This is a genomic window from Streptomyces kaniharaensis (assembly GCF_009569385.1).
GTDB lineage: Bacteria > Actinomycetota > Actinomycetes > Streptomycetales > Streptomycetaceae > Kitasatospora > Kitasatospora kaniharaensis.
Window position 1 is genome coordinate 522721 of record NZ_WBOF01000002.1, and the last position, 14399, is coordinate 537119.

Consider the following 14399-nt stretch of genomic DNA (forward strand, 5'->3'; position numbering starts at 1 on the left):
GTAGGTGCTTTGTCAGGTACCCCGATTGATCACCGTCAGGTAGGTTGTGATCTTCTGTCAGATGTGACGCCTGAGGTGATGGAAGAGCTTCGGCCGCGTATTGAGGCGTTCGCGGCGGAGATGCTCGGTTCGCTGGCCCGTCGGGACCAGCGGGCCAAGGACGAGCTGTACCTGCGTGGGCTGATGCTGATGGCAAGCGCAAGTCGATGCAGCCGATAGCCGAGCGACTGGGCGTGGACTACCAGCAGCTGCAGCAGTTCGCCTCCTCTTCCCACCTGGGACTACTCCAAGGTCCCTGAGCGGCTGGCACGTTGGACTGCCGCGAACATCTCTCCCGAGGCTTACGCGATCGACGATGTCGGCTTCCCCAAGGACGGCTACGACTCGCCCGGGGTGGCGCGGATGTACTGCGGCGCACTGGGCAAGCGGGGCAACTGCCAGATTGGCTCAGCGTCAACCTTGTGTTCGACCGGCGTCCTCGGCCGTCGACTGGCGCCTGTTCCTGCCCGAGAGCTGGGACGACACCAAGCACGGCGGGGACGCGCTGCTGGCCGAGGCGATCCGGCGCCGCCTGGCCAAGGCCGGCATCCCGGATATCGCACGGCACCTGGAGAAGTGGCGCTTGGCCCTGGACATGCTCGAGGAGGTGCGCGGGGGCTGGGAGTTGCCTGACCTGCCGGTCGTCGCGGACGCCGGGCACGGGGACGCCACGGGCTTTCGTGAGGGCCTGACCGTGCGCGGCCTGGCCTACATGGTCGCGGTCAAGGCCATCACGACCGCGTACCTGGGCGAATGCGACGCCCGAGCGCCCGCCCTACTCCGGACAGGGCCGCCCTCCCGCGTCCGCTTACCCCCAGCCGCACACCACCCCTGCGCGCCCTGGCCCTGGCCGCCGGGCGCGACAGGGCGAGGACCGTCACCTGGCGCCAGGGCAGCAAGGCCATCAAGCACAACCCGAACGCCGAGATGCGCTCGCAGTTCCTGGCCCTGCGGGTCCGCCCGGCCAACCGCACGATCCGCCGTGCCGCCGTGCCGCCGACGGATCCGTGTCCGACTGCTGGCTGCTCGTCCAGTGGCCACCCGACTCCGCCGAGCCCACCGACTACGGGCTCTCGACCCTGCCCACCGACATCCCCCTACGCGAGCTGGCGCGAATCGCCAAGATCCGCTGGCGAGTTGAACACGACTACCGCGAGCTCAAGGACGGCCTGGGCCTGGACCACTTCGAGGGCCGCAACTACCTCGGCTGACACCGCCACGCCACTCTCGCCTCACTCGCCCAGGCCTTCTGCACCATGCTCAGGCTCGACCCAAAAGTCCCTGCGCCGGTCTGACCCTCTACGCGGTCCTCCGTGAACTCCAGGCCCTCCTGGCCACCGGGACCGGCGCCTGCTCGATATGCGGCCAACCCGCACCGGCCCCCGATCCCCACCACCGCACCTGACCTAGCTGTTCCGATCCGGGCGCCTGGCACGTTCGCCCGGGCTTTCGACTGCGCGCCGGAACGAGCGGGGTCCGTGGCTGCGCCGACCTGGATGGCGACCGACCGGCGGCGGCTCCGCTCAGTCGCGCAGCAGCCGCGCGCGGATGCCCGCGATCACGATGTCCAGCTCCAGGCGGAAGGTCGCGTCGCGCTGGTCCAGGGGGATCAGGGCGGCCTGACGGGCCTGTTCCTCGAGGGTGTAGCCGTTGACGAAGCTGGTGACCACGTCCGCGCCGAGGTGGGCGGCCGGTGCGTCGGCACCGGCCGAGCGCAGGGCGTCGACCAGGGAGCCGAAGTAGGCGACGGCGTTGGGCGGCGGGGCGGTGAAGGAGACCACGAGCCGGGCGCCGTCGCGGTGGGCGAGCATGGTCGCGCGGGCCCGGGTGGCCAGCTCGCGGACCCGGTCGGGCCAGTCCTGCTCGACGGCGGGGGCGGCACCCGGGCCGCCGGCGGGCGGCTGTGTGAGCATCTCGCCGATGATCCGGTCGGCCAGCGCGTCCAGCAGTGCCGCCTTGCTCGGATAGTGCCAGTACAGGGCGCCGGCGCGGACGCCGAGCCGCTGGGCCAGGCGACGGGTGGTCAGCTCGTCGAGGCCGTCCTCGTCGAGCAGTTCCATGGCGCCCTGCAGCACATCGGCCTGCCGGAGCGGCATCGGGTCCCCCTTTCGTATCCCTTCCTGCTATCGGAGCATCTTGCCACTTGAACACTGACCAAGTAACTTGAACAGTGACCAAGTGAACGGTGTTCAAGTTTGGGGGGCGACATGCGTGTTCTGGTGATCGGTGCCGGACTCGGCGGTCTGTGCCTGGCGCAGGGGCTGCGACAGGCCGGGATCGACGTGCGGATCTACGAGCGCGAGGCGAGCGTGCGGGCCCGGTACCAGGGCTTTCGGATCGGCATCGGCGGCCCGGGACTGGCCGCGCTGCGCGAATGCCTGCCGCAGCGCTTGCACCCGCTGCTGGAGGCCAGCACCGGAGAGCTCTCGGGTGAGCGGCGGGTGGTCGACGAGCAGCTGCGCGAGATCCGCCAACTCGGCGCGCTGCACGGGGGCACGGCCACCGACCGGCACGTCCTGCGGCATCTGCTGCTGGCCGGGCTCACCGACCGGATCCAGTTCGGCAAGCGGCTGGTCCGCTACACCGAGCTGACCGACGGCACCGTCCGGGCCGAGTTCGCCGATGGGAGCAGCGCCACCGGCGACCTGCTGGTGGGCGCGGACGGCGGCAACTCCCCCGTCCGTCGGCAACTCCTGCCCGACGCCGAGGTGGTCACCCTGGACGGCAACGGCCTGCTCGGCCGCACGCCGCTGACCGAGCGGTTCGCCGGCCTGGTCCCGGGCTTCGGCACCGTGGTCAACGGCCCCGAGGTGCGGATGCTGCTCGGCAAGATGGAGTTCCGCCGCCCGCCGCACCTCGCCGCCGCCGAACTGGCCCCCGATGTCGAACTCCCGGAAACCGGAAGCTACCTCCGCTGGGGTGCGTTCCTGCCCGAGTACATCAAGCCGCTGCCCGCCGATTGGCCGGCGGTCCGCGACCTGCTGCTGGCCGGCATCGCCGACTGGCACCCCGACCTGGTGGAGCTCGTACGGCAGTCGGACGTGGTGAACAGCTCCGTACTGACGGTCCGTTACGCGAAGCCAGTGCCGCACTGGGGCACCCGCCAGGTCACCCTGCTCGGCGACGCCATCCACGTCATGCCGCCGAGCGGAGGCATGGGCGCCAACACCGCGTTCCGGGACGCGGCACTGCTCTGCCGCGCGATCACCGCGGTCGAGCGCGGCGAGGCGGAGCTGCTGCCGGCCGTCGAGCGGTACGAGCGCGAGATGCTCGAGTATGGCTTCGCGGCGGTCGCGGAGAGTCTGGAGCAACTGCCAGCCTTCGCCCCATCGGTCACGGCGGGCGCGGCGAGCGCACACTGACGGGTGGCACCGAACCGTGGGCTTGGCCGGCGTGCACGCCGGCCGATGGACGCAAACGGGTGGCCACCGAGGGGACGCGGGCGACGTGAACGGCGCCGGGTGAGCGCCGGCCGGCGATCGGACGCGGCCGTCTTCGGAGCGGCGGCGAGCCGCTGCGGGTAGACGACGACGAGCCAGCCGTGGATCAGCTCCGGCCACGCGATCTGGCCGCGGTAGGCGGCGAGGGTGCTGTCCACGCTGATCTAATTCCCCTCGGCCGCCTGTCCGGGCACCGGCGCGGCCCGGGCCGGGTCGGCGGCACAGATGAGCTGGCGGAGCGCGCCGAAGTAGACCTCGTGGTCGACCACGGCGGGCAGGACATGGGCCAGGTGGCCGGTCAGCACCGGGAAACTCCTCCGGGTCGAGGGCGGCCAGCGCGCGCCGGGTGGTGGCCTGGGCGGCCTTGGGGTCGCGGTGGTCGCCACGTTCCCGCCCAGCTTGGAAAGCCGCGCCCACAACTCGTCAGTGACCATGAAAGCGCCGCGGCGGTTCCAGGCGGCCCGACGACGGGCGATGGCCGCCAGCCGGTTCTATACCGTGCGGACCGATACCCCGGCCGTCTGGGCGGCGATCCGTACATGCACCGATACCAGTGTCCCAGTCTTATCCAGAGTGAGCAGACGCCGTACCACGACCTGCCGTGTCAAACGCCCGGCCCCATGGAGCGAGCGCACTCGACGGCGACGACAAGGAACCGGAGTACGAACTCGGCTGACCGGTACCGGCCTGAGGTTCAGCCACTCAGACCTTCAGCGTGTTTGCCCCATTTAGGGATCATTTGTTGCAAATATCTCAGTACGAGTCCGTGAGCGAAGAGGAGAAGCTATGTCTGTGATCTTGACGTTGGAGGTCGCCGGCGATCCGAAGGCAGTGGAGCAGTACGCCCAGGACAACACGAAGACGTTCCAGGATGTCCTCGCAGCGGCGAAGCGTCATGGCCTCATTGCGCACCGCTTCTACGGCTCCGACGACGGCAGCAGCTTGCTGGTCCTGGACGAATGGCCTGACCGGCAGAGCTTCGAGTCGTTTTTCCGGGAGCAGGAGTCCGAGATTCGGCCGATGTTCGAAGCTGCAGGCGTAACGGCGCAAATCGAGCCGAAGTTCTGGCGAGAGCTCTCGACACACGACGCCTACGGTTGGGGCGCCTGACCTCGGGGGCCGGCTCGCCCAGGCCCATGGAGTGCCGATCCCGCGCTCGCCCGAGGCGCCGAACCGGACCCGGCGATGTACCGTTCACGGTCGAGGATCTGCTGTCGAGCGGAGTCGACATTCGCGACTGGTGCCCCCAGCCGGCCGAGCGCGGCGAACACGCGCCGGCCAGCCGGGTCTGGCGCAGGGCGGCGGGCGCCAGCTGGTGGAGGCCAGCATCGTGCACCGCGTTCGCTCGGCCACGTCGGCGATCAACTCCGCAGGGATCCCACGGCCGCGCCGGGCATGATCATCGCCACTGCTCGGGGACACCTGCAGCACGCCTGTGACCAGGCCGCCCGGCTCACCCGGGCGACCTGGAGCGCGACACGCACGGCCCGAGCGCGGGCCTCCCCGGCTTCTCCCGCGGCTGTAGGCCGGCTTGCAGGTCAGGTGTCCGCCGTGGGCTCCTGGGCGTGCTGGGAGCTACGGAGTTGTTCGTTGAGGCGCAGGGCTTCCTCGAGTTGGTCTTCGAGGATGACGATGCGGCAGGCCGCCTCGATGGGCGTGCCCTGGTTGACGAGGTCGCGGGCGCGCATGGCGATGCGCAATTGGTAGCGGGAGTAGCGGCGGTGTCCGCCGTCGGAGCGCAGTGGGGTGATGAGGCGGTGTTCGCCGAGGGCTCGCAGGAAGCCGGGGGTGGTGCCGGTCATCTCGGCGGCGCGGCCCATGGTGTAGGCGGGGTAGTCGTCGTCGTCGAGTTTGTCGGGTGTGTCTGGGCTGGTCGTCGTAGTCACTGCACCTCTCTGGTTCTTGGGGAGAACGCGTCGAGGGGCCCCGGCGCCGTGTCGGCTCCGGGGCCCCGAAGGGGGACAACACCATCTACCGGCCTGGGCCGGTCCTGTTACATCCGCAGTGCCCCGGGTGAAGGGGGGCGCGGGGATCGCGTATGCGTGACCGGAACCACCGTCCTTGCGTTGGGGTCTGCGGTGTCCGCCCGGGCGTCTTCACGGGCCGGGCGATCCTGATGGCGCTTGCGCCCTCCGTTTCTCCGCTGAGCTGACTGTCATCTTGCTACTGCTGGTATTGCACCTGCTGGAACTGCTCGGTGGCCGTGACGGCCCACCCGGTCCGGCAGCCCAGCCCTGCGGGCCGTTACAGCCCTGCGGCGGGCTGAAGCTTCGCTGATCGGACCCCTCGACACGTGCGCCGCAGTCATGACGCCTTTGCCGAGGTCCTGCCTGTCTCACGACTGCTGATACTGCAACCACTGAACTGCGCACTGCTCGGTACCACTGGTGGCAGCCCTGATGCCTGCGGGCCGCCCGGTCCGGCAGTCAGTCCCGTCGCCGTCCTGCATCTGCCTGGCTTCGGGGCTCCACTGCCGGACCGAACCGCGATCTTTCGTCCAACAGCCCGGCCAGTTCGTGTCTGCTCGGTAGTGCCGACTGCTTCTTACGAGAGAAACGTAAGACCCGCCCGCAAGGAATGTCTACTCCGGCGAGCACAGATTTTGGGGCGGCCGAGAGTGAGATAACCTTCCGTCGCGCGGCGGCGGCACCCCCCGAGCCGCCGCCGCGCGCGGACGCGAGCAACGCAGCGCCGCGCACGGTGGCGACGATTCTCGACGAGCTCGAAAATCAATATAGGAGGGGGGCTGAACGGTTTCCCTTTCTCGATAGGCTGCAGGTATGACGGATGACTATCAGCAGCGGGAAGAGTGGCGGGCCGCCTTCGCCCAGCAGGTCATCACCGACTGCCTGGGCCAATGGCTACGGTCGGCCAATGAGGCGGCGGTGGCCGCGGTCGGCACGGAGCACGCCGCCGAAAGTGCCCGCCTGGCCCGGCAGGCCAAGGACAAATTGACCCGCTGGCGGGACAAAGGCGACCTCGGCGGCGACACGGCAGCCCGGATCGCCGACGCCGTGGTCGACAGAATGGAGCATGGCGAGAAAACCTCCCCTCCTCCGGAGAAGGCTGACGAGTCCTTTCCCTCCTTCGACAGCGGTTACCGGGCCGCGGTGACCTGCCAGTGGCTTCGCGACCAGGGCTACGACATCCCCACCTATCCCGGGGACCCCGAGCTGTGAGCGGGATCCCGCGGACCTGCGCGGGTAGCCAACAGTCGGACCCAAGAGCGTTCTCCTTGCACCGCCCGGCCGCCGACCCCCGGCTCCTCCTTCTCCGCGGTGTCAGCCCGTCGCCTCGCTCACCCCGGGTCCGTCTCCTCCCGACGGATCCAGTTCTGCAGGACCGAATGTCTCCGTTGGGCGCCGCCGCCACGCCAACGGGCGATCGCCATCGCCTGAGGCCCATCGACGCCGACGGGGTGCGGTCACTCTCTCAACCAGCCTGCCCGCCAGGTGTGTTGACAGCGTTGAGGTCTCGCCGCCGGCGGCCCCGGAAAAGACTCCACGGAATCCGGGGGTGACATATCCACCCGCGGCGAGCCCAGGCCTGCTAGGGTCAAAGTTAGTTGCAGTAGTGGTTCCCATGAACTTTGTGTGCGCCTGCTGATGTATCGCAGGCGCCTTTTTCTTTCCCGGATTTCTCCGGGTGGGTGCTCATCGCGGCGACTCGAAGTCCGCACTGTGCGGGCTTCGGACAGCCCCTTGAAGGAGATTTTTATGGCTAATGGCACTGTGAAGTGGTTCAACGCGGAAAAGGGCTTCGGCTTCATCGAGCAGGACGGTGGCGGCGCTGACGTCTTCGCCCACTACTCGAACATCAACGCCAGCGGCTTCCGCGAGCTGCTCGAGGGCCAGAAGGTCGAGTTCGACGTCACGCAGGGCCAGAAGGGCCCGCAGGCCGAGAACATCCGTCCGCTGTAGTTCCTGCCACGGCACTCGCCTGGTAGCGAGGGGCCCGCACCGAGTACACGATGCCCGGTGCGGGTCCCTCGGCATCGCGCCATCAAGCGCATCCCCGGCCTTCAGCCCCTGGCTCCGCCACCGGGGCCCCACGCGAAACGCACAGCGCCGCATCCGCCCAGGCGCACTGCCGGGCATCCCACGGTTCGAGTTCTTCGCTCCCGCCCTCCACGGGCTGTCGGGCACCCGCCCCGGCCGATGGGAGAGCACCCGCGCCGTGTCAGCCGCAACCGGGGATTGGGGCGGCGTCCTCCAGGGTGTCCGGCCGGGAGTCGTGCGGGTTCCCCGGCATGACGATCCATCGCCCCATGCCGGTGGCCCACGACGGGTCGGAGACCGCCGCTCTCGTCCACGGTGCGGTCATCGTCGGCACCGTGGAGACCGCCTGGCAGGAGATCCGGCGCCGCCACCCGGACGTGCCGGAGCTCGCGGTCACCACCGCGAGCGGCGGCGCGGACCAGACCCGCTGCGCGACGCTGCGCACCGGGCGCGAGTTCACCCACGACGGCGCGCTGACCATGGAGATCCAGTTCTCCGCCGGCACCCTGCGCCACGGAGGCCGGGCCAAGCCGCAAGCGCTACTGCACCACGCGGCGCACGGCCTGGCCCGACGGCGCGGCGTGAGGAGGTGAGCAGCGGCTACAGGTGGCACAACAGGCACTTCGCGCGTATCGCCCGCGAGCTCGGGCTCACCCCACCGCGGCGGGCGACCCCGGTCGTGGGGATGACCGACTGCCGCCTCGGTAAACGCCGAGGCGGCCCGGTGGGGCGAGGTGATCGCCGTCCTGAACGCGGCCGCTGGTGTCCAACTGGAGGCCACCCTGCAGTCCACGCCACCCTGCGCAGCCCGCGGTCCGGCAACCGGTTCGCCTTCGTGTGCGCGCAGTGCTCGCCACCCCGCCGTCTTCAGATCACGGCTTTCACCGTCGAACAGGGACCGCTCCTGCGCAGGGTCTGCCTCACCAAGTTCCGCCCGGCCCCGCCTGCTCTGTGGCCTGCGGGCTATCCGCATCTCCTGGCCCAGATACTTCGCGACGCGCTGCGTCTCCTGGACCGAGCGGGGTGAACCTAGCCAAGAACACCCTTGGTCACGACCGAATACGCTCCCTAGTCGAGGGTGAGCAGGATCGCCACCGTGTTGCCTTCGGTGTCCAGGCACTCGGTCGTGTTGGAGCCGTCCGGGTCGGCCAGGACGCCCAGCACGGTGCCGGCGCCGTCCTCGTCCGGGATCATCAGCCAGTCGTTCGCGAAGTCGCCCTCGACCGGCTCCACCGGCCAGTCGGCCGGGTCCACCGAGGCGTGCTGGAGCATCTCGCGAAGGTTCTCCAGCCTCCAGCTATTGCCCTCGGCGGCGCGTGCGTGCAAGGTGGCCCAGGCGCGCTTGAGCATCCCGGTGCCAGGCTCGATCCAGGTCCTGCTGGGGTTCGCGTGCACCACGGCCAGGCCGGACGGGGTCGCCACGCGGTCGCCACAGTCTTCCGTCCGGACCGGAACGGTCTCGCCGGGGTGCACGAGGACTGCCACCGGGACCCCGGGTGCGTTCTCGCGGGCGATCAGGTAGACCGGCGTGCCGCCGGGCCGCATTGGAAAGCCGCCACCCTCCGGCCCCAGCGGGTCGTAGATCGTGCCGTTGCCTGCGGCCCCCTGGATCAGACCGAGCCGCTCGATCCGCCAGCCGTCGACGGTCCATGGCCCCTCTGACGGATCGGTCAGGGCCGTAGTCAGCGCGGGCATGAACTCGTACTCGAACTCGTCGTCGTCATCGGCATAGGACATTCGATCACTCCCCGAAGTAAGCGTAGACCGTGGCACCGACACGCCGGTGGCCATCCCGGGGCAGAGCCGCAGCGTCGGCCGCACCCACGACCGCCGCACCGCGAGGCGATTCGACCGTTGCTGCTCTCCGGCGCCGGTGGCCGGCCTTGGGACTGGTCAGGGCATCGGTACGGCGTGCAGGACGGGGTGGCGGCTGTCGTATCCGGCGGGCGCGGACAGCACGGTCGCTTCCTCTCCCTCGATCTGCATCCGCCACTGGCTGGCGGCGGCCGTCCAGACGTGTCCGCCGCCGGGGGCGATGTCGTCGCTCAGGTGCACGAGAAGCACCGTGGGCCGGGCGTGCGCGCCGACCGGTCCGGGCAGGGGCACCGCGTAGCGCCGGTGAACGGGCATGGCTACCGCCTGCTCACGAGCGGGAACACCCGGACACCGTCTGGCCTGTCCGGGATCATGCGCGGCCGTCCAGGCGCGGGCCGCGCCCGTTCACCACGCTCACCTCGCCGGGCAGCCACAGCTGCGCGCACCCGCACGCCTCGCACGGCGGCGGGTCCTCGGGAACACGCCGAGGTGCCTGGCCGCTCATGACCTCACGGACGCCGCACGTCAGGGGCATGGGCCGAGACGGTGCTCTCTGGTCGAGCGGCACGAGTCGGAGACACCCGGGCTCATCCCGCCGTACGGGGTGTCCACCTCGGGCAGTCGGGCTGATGCCGGTGGATCATGAAGACGGTGCCGCCCAGGCCGATGGCGCGTTCGCTGCGGACGTGGCAGCAGCCCGCGCCGCGCGTCCGCTCCGGTGCCGGTGTGGGCGGGCCGGGCTGGGCAGGGACAACGCGAGAGCGCTGCTCATCAAGTACGGCCAGTGACACGCCCAGGGACTTCGCGCGCGCGTGGGGCCGGCTGCGGCGGGGGCCTCGATATGTCATGGCGGACAGCATGCCGCCCCCGGCGCCAGCCGAGCGGGCTGCGACACGAAAGCCGTGTCCGGCCGGCGGCCTGCGCGCGGGCGCATTGGCCGCCCAGGTGCGTCCCGGCCGTGCGCCGGGCCGGGACGCTACCCGGGTTCAACCACCACCCGCGCCCTGGGGCACGAGAACAGCGGCGCCGGGTTCGCGGCGGAGGACGCCATGGGCGCTTCGCCGACGCCACCGCCTGGCAACCGCTGACCGAACCCTTCCGCTGCCTGGCGGACGTGGCCAACGCCGGCTTCGGCGGCCCGGGAAGCGGGCGGGACACCGAAGACCTCTGCGAGGGCTACTTCGAGCTCGCCCGCGACGAGGAACCCGACCTGCTGACCTTCGGTGTCCCGGAAGGCTGGGGCCAGGTCTGGGCAGGCCGTGTCCGCGATGGCGAGATCGCGGTGATCGTCGCCCCAGGCCCGGTGCCCACCAGCCCGTGGGACTGAGAGAGCCAGCCCGGCCCTCCGACCCTGCCACCGTGTCGGGGTTTCTACCGACCAACGCGGCTCCGGCCGACGCATAGCCGACAGCCAGACGGCGACCTGACGGCACGGCTCCGCGACCGCTCTGCCAGACGCGGAGGCCCAGCCCATCGGCTGGGCGTGCAAGGGCGTCTCGGGCGGGGCCACCCCGGCCGGGACGCCCATCCGACGGCTGACCGCCGGACCCTCCGTGTCACAGGGCTCGCCTACAGTTCAGCCCGTTCGACATGCGGATGCGAAAAATGGGGCTGGACATGGCCGGGGCGGCATGGGAGCGACTGCGGGCGATCATGGGGCAGCCGGCGTACACCCCGGCGCAGATGCCGTGGGAGCTGGCACCGGCCGGCCTCGGCCTCCAACTCCCCTCGGACTACCGGGCGTTCATCGACCTGTACGGCGCGGTGAACCTCAAGATCGCTGCCCCGCGCCCGAGGGACCCGTGGAGTCGGAGGAGAACTGGGCGAAGCATCCACCGCCCCGCGCGCGATGCGGGCGCGGCCGCCGGGCGGAAGGACGACGAGGTACTGCCCCGGTCGGCATCCTCGACGCAGGCCAGCGTGATGGAGGCACCGGCCGCTGGTCTCGGGGCTGAGGCGAGGGTCGGTGGCGGCCTTCTCGGCGGCGTCGGGGGCGAGGGTCATCCACTGGTCGTAGCCGGGCGGCTGGAGCTGCTGCGGGGTGTACTCGGCGGCGGCCCGCTCCCGGCGCGGCTTGCCCGGCTTCTTGCGTCCCACGGTGGTGTCCTCCCAGCTCAGCCTGCGGCGACCGGGCCATTGAACACCCGCCGTGGCTGCCCGATTCCCCCGGGTAGCAACGTGGGCGGGAAGGCCGGCCGAGCCGGTATACCACTGGTACACCGGCGGTGTACGATCGCGGTATGGCTGATGCGACGATCAAGGTTTCCCCTGATACGCGTGACCGGCTGGCCGCCCTCGCGGCAGCCCGCGGCACCACGATCGGCGCCCAGGTGGCTCTGCTGGTGGAGCAGCAGCCCACCGCGGAGCAGATCGCCGAGCGCGTTGCCGAGGGCCGTCGGCTTCTGAGGGAGCACTTCGGGATGACCCTCACCGATACGGAGCTGGACGAGGGCCCGGACCTGCTGCAGCGGGTCTACGGCATCGCCGCGGAGGACGCGCGCGCCAAGGTCGCCCCTAGGCGCAGCGCGTGATCATTCTGGATTCCAGCGCCCTGGCCGCGCTGGCCGCCGGTCACCCGCGTCTGCACCGGATCGTGGATGCTGCTCTACACAGCCCGTTCCAGCACCTGCTGGTGCCGGTGCTGTGTCTGGTCGAGGCAGAGATCAAGGACGAGGGTGCGGCGCACGCGGTCCTGGCGCTGCCCTCTTTGGAGTTCGAGCCGCTGGACGCGAGTACCGCCGTGGTGGTGGCGACGATGGTCCGCGACGGGTATGGGGGCCAGGACGTGGCGCACGCGATCGCCACGAGTCTGCCTACCCCAGTGCGTCCGCAGCAGCACCTGATCCTGACGGCTCGTGCGGAGTTCTATCCACCCGGGATCGTCACCGTCGACATCGACGACCCCCGCCTGGAGCCGTAGGTGCCACTGCCAGGAGCGTTACTGCCCGAGCCGAATCCCCCCGAGCGCGGGCACCGGCGGTGTGCTCCGGGCGAGGGCGCCGGCACGACCATGGTCCGCGGCTGACGCAGCGCGCCGTTGAGACGGCGGCAGCTGGGTGGCGCGATGATGAGGAGATCGCCGGAGCCGTCCGGCGCGGACGGGGAAGGGGCAGCACTCGTGTCAGTCCAGGACGGTCTCGGGGAGATCCTCGCCGACGTGCTGGCCTCCTGCCACCGCCTTGCCCCACGTGAGATCCCCGAGCTGGTGGAGGCCGCCGGGCGCCGCCTGGGGCTGTCCCAGGCACGGATCTACGTCGCGGATGTGCAGCAACACCACCTGGTCGCCCTGCCCTCCTCCGCCCAGGCACCGGGAATCACCGCCGGCGTGCCCGTGGAGTTGGAGAAGCTGTCCGTTGACACCTCGCTCGCCGGGCGTGCGTACCGCACGCAGGCGGTGCAGCTCGCCGCGGCCCACGCTCGTGCAGACCAGGTGGGGTGGCTTCCCCTGGTGGACGGTGTCGGCCGCGTCGGTGTTCTGCGGGTGGCCGCGCCTATCCTCGACGAGCCGCTGTTGGAGCGATGCGCCGCTCTCGCCTCATTGGCTGCCATGATCGTGGCGACCAAGCAGCCCTACAGCGACGTCCTGGCCCAGACGATGCGCACGCAGCCGATGACGCTGCAGGCGGAACTGCTGTGGGCGTTCGTACCACCGCGCACGATCGGGACGTCCACGGTGACCTCCACCGCCCTGCTGGAGCCGGCCTACGAGGTCGGCGGTGACGCCTTCGACCACAGCCTGGCCGGCACCCGCCTGCACCTCACCCTGCTCGACGCCATGGGCCACGACCTGGCCTCCGGCGGCTGCAGCGCCGTGGCGCTGGCGGCATGCCGCTCCACCCGGCGCACAGGTGGCAGCCTGACTGACATCGCCGACCGGATCGACCAAACTCTGGCCCGCTGGATCCCCGAACGCCTGCTGACCTGCGTCATCGCCGACCTCGACACCGCCACCGGCCGCCTCGACTGGATCAACTGCGGCCACCCCGCGCCGCTGCTGATCCGCGACCACCACGTCGTGCCCGGCGCGCTCCAACGCACCCCGCACCTGCCACTGGGCCTGGGCGGCTCCCACTCACCACCGCAGGTCCACACCCTCCAGCTCCAGCCCCAAGACCGGGTGCTGCTGTTCACCGACGGCGTTACCGAGGCCCGCTCAGCCAGCGGCGAGCTGTTCGGCGAAGAACGCCTGACCGACACCGTCGTGCGCGCCATGGCCGACGGACTACCTGCACCCGAGGCGCTGCGCCGCCTGATCCAGCAGATCCTCCTGCACCAGAACCAGCACCTACGGGACGACGCCGCCGTCCTTCTCACCGAGTGGCACCCCAACCGTTGAAGCCGCCCGGCCGGGTGGCCGGTCGCACACCAGACCTTGCGGTCCAAGGGCCACCGGCTGGTTCGGCGGGCACGACCAGGACCGCGCGAAGCGCCCGGCGTATGGCGCTCTGAACGCCTGGACCAGCTTCGCGTTGATCCGCAGCCACTCGATCGGCAACTCCACCGGCGCCGGCGGCTGCTCCCCGTCTCCGCCGGCCTCGGCCTTCACGGCCTCGCCGGCGTCGTGACCCTCGGCCGGGTGCGCGGTGGCAGTGTCGTCACCGATCTCAGAGGTCGGGAGGTAGACCGGGATGATGACCCAGGACACCTTGCCCTGCCGGTAGGACTGGCGCAGCGCCGGCTGACGGCCTGGACGATGTCGATGACCGACGACTTCGGATCCGCGAAGCAGATGGCATCCACAGCTCTCACGTCGATGCCTTCGGACAGAAGGCGGGCGTTGGCGAGGATGCCGCACTCCTCGCCGTCCTCGCCGGTGTGGGCCTTGAACTCGGTGAAGGCGGCCCGGCGGTCCTTGAGGCGGTCGGTGCCGGCGACCGCCTTCGCCCAGATCCGCTCCGGGCGCTCCGCGTCGGGCAGCAGCTCCGAGGCGTCCAGCGGGGTGTTCGCGAACTCCCGCGCCGCCGACACCCGGGAGTGGAAGGTGATGACGCGGCGCAGGCCGAGGTCGGCGACGGCGCGCCGCACCGCGATCTGGAGGGCCAGGCGCAGCAGTTCCTCGATCGAGCGCTGCGAACGGAGGTCGGCGACGGCCGGGAGGTTCAGCAGC

At 70.6% G+C, this 14399-nt stretch carries 16 protein-coding genes and 1 pseudogene; 10 read left to right on the forward strand and 7 right to left on the reverse strand.

Annotation, left to right across the window (positions count from 1 at the left end; all coding sequences use genetic code 11):
• Positions 1-78 precede the first annotated feature (78 nt).
• A pseudogene (locus F7Q99_RS29995) lies at positions 79-1334 on the forward strand (IS701 family transposase).
• Positions 1335-1562: 228 nt separating this feature from the next.
• Here F7Q99_RS29995 and F7Q99_RS30000 read toward each other — a convergent pair.
• Positions 1563-2135, reverse strand: coding sequence for a TetR/AcrR family transcriptional regulator C-terminal domain-containing protein (locus tag F7Q99_RS30000; protein WP_153467061.1), 573 nt, complete (start codon positions 2133-2135; stop codon positions 1563-1565).
• A 111-nt stretch (positions 2136-2246) separates the two neighbouring features.
• Between F7Q99_RS30000 and F7Q99_RS30005 the strand changes: the two genes are divergently transcribed.
• The gene (locus tag F7Q99_RS30005) at positions 2247-3401 is read left to right on the forward strand and encodes an FAD-dependent oxidoreductase (RefSeq protein WP_230210996.1); all 1155 of its coding nucleotides are present in this window, start codon (positions 2247-2249) and stop codon (positions 3399-3401) included.
• 242 nt (positions 3402-3643) lie between these two features.
• On the opposite strand, the gene F7Q99_RS43405 is transcribed toward F7Q99_RS30005, so the two are convergent.
• Positions 3644-3784 (reverse strand): hypothetical protein, encoded by a 141-nt coding sequence (locus F7Q99_RS43405; RefSeq protein WP_326847332.1) that lies wholly within the window; start codon positions 3782-3784, stop codon positions 3644-3646.
• Positions 3785-4265: 481 nt separating this feature from the next.
• Between F7Q99_RS43405 and F7Q99_RS30015 the strand changes: the two genes are divergently transcribed.
• Complete coding sequence (locus F7Q99_RS30015) at positions 4266-4589, forward strand: hypothetical protein (RefSeq protein WP_153467065.1); 324 nt, start codon at positions 4266-4268, stop codon at positions 4587-4589.
• A gap of 428 nt (positions 4590-5017) precedes the next feature.
• Here the strand turns inward: F7Q99_RS30015 and F7Q99_RS30020 are convergent, their stop codons facing one another.
• Entirely contained in the window at positions 5018-5299 is a 282-nt protein-coding gene (locus F7Q99_RS30020; RefSeq protein ID WP_153467597.1) for a helix-turn-helix domain-containing protein, read from the reverse strand.
• A 960-nt stretch (positions 5300-6259) separates the two neighbouring features.
• Between F7Q99_RS30020 and F7Q99_RS30025 the strand changes: the two genes are divergently transcribed.
• The 3 genes from F7Q99_RS30025 (at position 6260) to F7Q99_RS40575 (ending at position 8070) form a co-directional block, all read left to right on the forward strand.
• A complete protein-coding gene (locus F7Q99_RS30025; RefSeq protein WP_153467068.1) occupies positions 6260-6658 on the forward strand; it encodes a hypothetical protein in 399 nt (132 codons plus the stop codon).
• 537 nt (positions 6659-7195) lie between these two features.
• Positions 7196-7399, forward strand: coding sequence for a cold-shock protein (locus tag F7Q99_RS30030; RefSeq protein WP_153467071.1), 204 nt, complete (start codon positions 7196-7198; stop codon positions 7397-7399).
• 329 nt (positions 7400-7728) lie between these two features.
• On the forward strand, positions 7729-8070 hold the full coding sequence (locus tag F7Q99_RS40575) for a hypothetical protein (protein WP_195911309.1): 342 nt from the start codon (positions 7729-7731) through the stop codon (positions 8068-8070).
• A gap of 475 nt (positions 8071-8545) precedes the next feature.
• Here the strand turns inward: F7Q99_RS40575 and F7Q99_RS30040 are convergent, their stop codons facing one another.
• From F7Q99_RS30040 to F7Q99_RS30050, 3 genes are all read right to left on the reverse strand, one after another.
• Complete coding sequence (locus tag F7Q99_RS30040; RefSeq protein WP_153467074.1) at positions 8546-9214, reverse strand: hypothetical protein; 669 nt, start codon at positions 9212-9214, stop codon at positions 8546-8548.
• Positions 9215-9370: 156 nt separating this feature from the next.
• The gene (locus tag F7Q99_RS30045) at positions 9371-9607 is read right to left on the reverse strand and encodes a DUF6296 family protein (RefSeq protein WP_153467077.1); all 237 of its coding nucleotides are present in this window, start codon (positions 9605-9607) and stop codon (positions 9371-9373) included.
• A 55-nt stretch (positions 9608-9662) separates the two neighbouring features.
• Positions 9663-9827, reverse strand: coding sequence for a hypothetical protein (locus F7Q99_RS30050; protein ID WP_153467080.1), 165 nt, complete (start codon positions 9825-9827; stop codon positions 9663-9665).
• A gap of 579 nt (positions 9828-10406) precedes the next feature.
• On the opposite strand from F7Q99_RS30050, the gene F7Q99_RS30055 reads away from it, so the two are divergent.
• The 4 genes from F7Q99_RS30055 to F7Q99_RS30070 all read left to right on the forward strand — a co-directional run bounded on the left by F7Q99_RS30055 (position 10407) and on the right by F7Q99_RS30070 (position 13628).
• Positions 10407-10619 carry a hypothetical protein gene (locus F7Q99_RS30055; protein WP_153467083.1) on the forward strand — a complete coding sequence of 71 codons (213 nt, stop codon included), beginning with the start codon at positions 10407-10409 and terminating at the stop codon, positions 10617-10619.
• Between the two features lie 913 nt (positions 10620-11532).
• On the forward strand, positions 11533-11823 hold the full coding sequence (locus tag F7Q99_RS30060) for a hypothetical protein (RefSeq protein WP_153467086.1): 291 nt from the start codon (positions 11533-11535) through the stop codon (positions 11821-11823).
• Positions 11820-12212, forward strand: coding sequence for a PIN domain-containing protein (locus F7Q99_RS30065; protein WP_153467089.1), 393 nt, complete (start codon positions 11820-11822; stop codon positions 12210-12212). The genes F7Q99_RS30060 and F7Q99_RS30065 overlap by 4 nt, the downstream gene beginning before the upstream one ends.
• Positions 12213-12410: 198 nt before the next feature.
• Positions 12411-13628 carry a PP2C family protein-serine/threonine phosphatase gene (locus tag F7Q99_RS30070; RefSeq protein ID WP_326847333.1) on the forward strand — a complete coding sequence of 406 codons (1218 nt, stop codon included), beginning with the start codon at positions 12411-12413 and terminating at the stop codon, positions 13626-13628.
• A gap of 206 nt (positions 13629-13834) precedes the next feature.
• On the opposite strand, the gene F7Q99_RS30075 is transcribed toward F7Q99_RS30070, so the two are convergent.
• Complete coding sequence (locus tag F7Q99_RS30075; RefSeq protein WP_153467092.1) at positions 13835-14317, reverse strand: helicase-related protein; 483 nt, start codon at positions 14315-14317, stop codon at positions 13835-13837.
• Positions 14318-14399 lie beyond the last annotated feature (82 nt).